The organism is Micromonospora marincola, assembly GCF_056150385.1.
Genome location: NZ_JAXCFT010000040.1, coordinates 1 through 4,515, shown reverse-complemented (window position 1 = coordinate 4,515; position 4,515 = coordinate 1). Strand labels below are relative to the sequence as shown.

Below are 4,515 nucleotides of genomic sequence, written 5' to 3'. Positions count from 1 at the left end.
AACACCAACAGCGGCGGCCCCGTAGACACCCAATTCATCTACGGCATCTGACCACCACACCCCCCCAGAAGGCGGGACCCGGCGGGCGCCGGGTCCTGCCGCCGTGTTGACCGGGACAACCGCGCCTCAATCGCCTCGCAGGCACGCTCCCGGTCGGGCAACGGTGTCGTCGCGAGCAACTCACGAAGATCCTTGCAGTGCTGGCCTGCCGTTTCCGTCTCGCCCAGGCAGATCGCCGCCCGGGCCTGCACGATGAGGGCGTCGGCGTGCAGTGCCCGGTAGGCGTTGCGCGAGGCGATCTGAAGCGCCTCCGTCCCGGCCCGGTACGCCTGCTCGGCGGCGCCGCTCATCAGGGCCGCCTCGGCGACCCCGATGGTCGACTGACACTCGAAGTACTGGAAGCCCCGACTCCGGCTGATCGACAGGCTCTCGGCGAACCGGGCCTGCGCCTCCTCGATGGCGCGGCTGCCCAACAACGCGTACCCCAGGGTGTTGAGGGTGGCCGCCTCGGCCCGCAGGTTGCGCTGTTTGCGGGCGAGCCGCAACGCCTCGGCGGCGTTGTTCACCGCGGGCACCCACTCGTGCAACTGGCGGTCGAGCTGGCTCAGCTCGTCGAGCACCGACAACTCGCGCAGGGTCGACCCGGTACGCCGGTAGTAGTCGAGTGCGGCCTCGAAGTGGGCGCGTGCCGGCTCGAACTCCTCCATCTGCCGCAGGACCATCGCCAGGTTGTGCCGGTTCGCCATCGCCGACAGGTGACGCGCCGACCTCTCGTTCAACTGTCGGGCCGCCATCAGGTGGTCGGCCGCCTCGACGAGCTGTCCCCGTTCGTGACACAGGGTGCCCAGGTCGTTCAACGTCACCGCCCGGACGTGGTGGAACTCCGGGCCGTCGCCCAGCTCCAGTGCCCGCTGGTACAGCTCCTGCGCCTCGTCGGGTCGACCCAGCTCGGCCTGGACAAGCCCGAGGTTGTGCGACAGGTATGCCTCACCGACGAGCCAGCCGCTGGCGCGGGCGGCATCGATGCCCCGGCGGTAGGCGTCGGCGGCGAGGTGGTGCTTGCCGGCCGCCCAGTGCGCCTGCCCGATGGTCTGGTGCATGGCGGCCTGAGCCCGCACGTCACCCGCGGCCTGCGCGGCGGCGAGCCCGGCCGACCCGCTCGCCAGCCAGGCGACCACGTCCCCCGAGACGAAGAAGTAGCCGCGGAGCTGGTCGGCCAGCGCCCAGGACCGTGCCCCGTGACCGTCGGCCGCCGCGGATTCGACGGCAGCCATGAGGTTCCCCACCTCCTCGCCGAGCCACGCCGTCGCGGCGTCGATGTCGGGGAACGGCGTCCCGACCGGGTCGACGTCGATCGGCAGCCGCACCATATCCGCGTAGACCAGGCTCATCGCGGACGCGGTCCGCGCGAGATACCAGGTGTAGAGTCGGCCCAGCGCGGCGGAGCGGTCGAGGGATGCCGCCTCATCGGCCCGCAGCGCGTAGAGTCGCAGCAGGTCGTGGTAGCGGTAGCGGCCGGCGCCGCCGGGCTGGATCAGATTCTCCGCGACGAGATGGTCAAGCGCCGCGCGGACGACCGGCGCCTCGACGCCGAGCAGCGCGGCGACCGCGTCGGCCGAGAAGTCCTCCCCCGGGATCCGCGCGGCCGACCGGAACACCTCGGCCGCCGTCGGCGGCAGGTCCCGGCAGCTGATCGCGAAACTGCTCGTCACGGTGCGGTCGCCGAGGCTCAGTTGAGCGAGCCGTGACCGCTCGTCGGTCAGCCCTCGCAGCACCTCGGCAATCATGCTCTTTCGCCGGCCCGCCAACCGGCCCGCCACCAGCCGCACCGCGATGGGCAACCGGCCGCACGCCTCGACAAGCGCCTCGGCGTTCACGCGCTCGGTGCGGAGCCGGGCCTCCCCCAGCTTCGCCCGCAGCAGGCCCAGGGCCTCGTCCTGGGTGAACACCGGCAGGAGCGTGGTGCCGGCGCCGTCCAACTCCTCGCACCGGCTGCGGCTGGTGACCAGGACCGCGTTCCCGCCCGGGCCGGGCAGCAGCAGGCGGATCTGGGCGGCGTTGTGCGCGTTGTCGAGCACGACAAGCACCCGTCGGTCGGCGATGATGCTCCGGTAGAGCGCGGCGGCCTCCTCCTCGTCACCGGGAATGGCCCGCGCCTCGACGCCGAGCGCCCGCAGCAGTCGTGCCAGGGCGTAACCGACCGGGACCGGCCGGTCGTCGTTGCCGCGCAGATCGAGGTAGAGCTGGCCGTCCGGGAAGTCGCGGCGCACCTCCCACGCCGCCATCAGGGCGAGGCTGGTCTTGCCGACGCCGGCCATGCCGGAGATGACGTGGACGACAGGTGATCCGCCACGCGGATAGCGCAACGCCCGCTCGATCCGCCGGAGTTCCTCGACGCGTCCGCAGAAGTCCGCAGGTGGCGCCGGGGTCTGCCGCGGCGTGACCGCGACGCCGGTCGCCGCCGCGGTGCCGGCGGCACGGACGGTCTCTCCGCTGACCACTGCCTGCCGTGCCTCGACCAGCTCGACCCCGGGATCGATACCCAGTTCCTCGGCGAGCCGACGGCGGACACTCTCGAAGGCCTCGATCGCGGCGGCCTGCTGCCCACAGGCCGCGAGCGCGACCACCAGCCGCGCGTGCAGCGACTCGTGCCACGGGTACCGCCCCGCCAGCCGGCGGAGAAGCGGAAGGACCTGCCGTTGTTCGCGTAGCACCTCCCCGAGGCGCGCCAACCGCACGGCGACCTCCACGCGCTCCTCGGCCAGCGCCGTGACCAGCGGATCCCCGGAGAGTTCCGGCACGTCCTGGACGGCGTCGTCACCGCGCCACATGGCCGAGGCGTCGAGGAGCAGATCGAAGGCGCGTCGGGGCGGAAGGGCCGGCGAGGCGGCCTCGGCCAGGCGGGACCGGTAGGCGACAAGGTCGAGTTGCTCGTCGTCGACGTGCAACCGGTATCCACCCGACTCGTGGGTCACCGCCGGCGGCCGGTCGGGCTGGAGCCTCGGCTCCAGCAGACGACGGATCCGGCTCACATGGGTCTGCACCACGTTCGCCGCTGACGGCGGTGGCTGCTCGCCCCACAGCAGGTGGATCAGTTCGTCCCGGCTGACCGGGCGGCCGGGCTCCAGCGCGAGGCGTGCCAGGACCACGCGGTGCCGGCCGGCGCGAAGGTCGACGGGCCGGCCGGCGCGGGTGACAAGCAGCGGCCCCAGCACCCAGAGGCCCGCCGGGCCGCCCACCTCGATCCGGTCGCGCCGCGGCGGCCGAGCCAGTTGGGTGAGCCGCTCGCGATCCTCGTCCTCCAGCCCCAGGGCGTCCGCGAGGGCGCGCAGGGAGCGTCCCCTCGGCCGCCCGCTGCGCCCCTGTTCGAGGTCGCGTACCACCCCGACGCTCACCCCTGCCTGGTCCGCGAGATCGGCCTGGGTAAGGCCACGGCCGACCCGCGCGCTCCGCAACAGGTCACCCAGGCCCTCATGTCCACGATCGTCCATTTCTGACTCCCCCGTGTGAAGGACCGTCACCCGGTGCTTCGCCCCGGTGGCCCCCGGCGGCTGAGTCGTCACATGGACCCGATGATCGATTACTGCCGGCGGCATGACGATCTGTCGGACCGGATCGTAGTACGAGGTCGACTACAGGATCTGTCCCTCCAGTCGTGCGTCAGGAGCACCACTCACACTCGTCGCACGGCGGGCGGCAGCCCGCCTACACGGGAGGAGAACACATTGCGTCCATCCGCTCGACGGAGCGTTGCAATGGCACGTCGAACACTGGTGCCGGTGGCGGTGCTCGCCGCGGCCGTGGTGTCGATGCCGATGCCGGCATCGGCCGCGCTCGACACCCCGGCGGCGCGCCTGGCCGCCACCACCGTGCCGGGCGACCCGGCGCTGCCCGAGTATCCGGGCCTGTCGTCGCGTACCGGAACGGCCGCCGCGGTGAGCACCACGCCGGTGCCGTGCGACAGCAACGGCTCGGACAAGGACATGCGCCGGTCGGACGCGGTCAGCCGGGCCCGGAGCTGGCTCAGCGTGGGCGGTGTCCCGTACAGCCAGAACCGCTGCTACAAGAACCAGTACGGTGACTACCGCACCGACTGCTCGGGCTTCGTCGCGATGGCGTGGGGTCTCGGTGGATCGGGAAGTTCCTTCTGGACCGGAAACCTGGACACCCGGTCGCACACGATCGCACGCGGCGATCTGGCGCCGGGCGACGCCCTGCTCCGGCACACCGGTGACCCCAGCGAGAACCACGTCGCTCTCTTCGTGAAGTGGAGCGACTCCGCGCACACGGCGCCGGTGGTCATCGAGCAGACCGGCAGCGCGGACACCATCGAGCGCACTTGGAGCTCCAGCTACGCCGGCCTCTACACCCCGGTCCGCTACGACAACATTTTGGAGGATGTCTCCCCGGAGGACGTTCCGGTGTCGGGTGACTGGAACGGCGACGGCGTCGACACGGTCGGCGTCTACCGACCCAGCAACTCCACCTTCTACCTCCGCGACACCAACAGCGGCG

At 71.9% G+C, this 4,515-nt stretch carries 2 protein-coding genes; one reads left to right on the top strand and one right to left on the bottom strand.

Annotated elements, in window-relative coordinates:
* Positions 1 to 38 precede the first annotated feature (38 nt).
* Positions 39 to 3,491, bottom strand: a complete 3,453-nt coding sequence (locus SM450_RS30910; protein ID WP_474623309.1) for a BTAD domain-containing putative transcriptional regulator — start codon at positions 3,489 to 3,491, stop codon at positions 39 to 41.
* A gap of 264 nt (positions 3,492 to 3,755) precedes the next feature.
* Between SM450_RS30910 and SM450_RS30905 the strand changes: the two genes are divergently transcribed.
* A partial coding sequence (locus SM450_RS30905) for an NlpC/P60 family protein (protein WP_474623308.1) occupies positions 3,756 to 4,515 on the top strand: 760 nt, incomplete at its 3' end.

What these genes read in the sequence shown, in the direction of transcription:
- SM450_RS30910 (WP_474623309.1), bottom strand. Translation starts at nt 3,491, where the DNA reads ATGGACGATCGTGGACATGAGGGCCTGGGTGACCTGTTGCGGAGCGCG.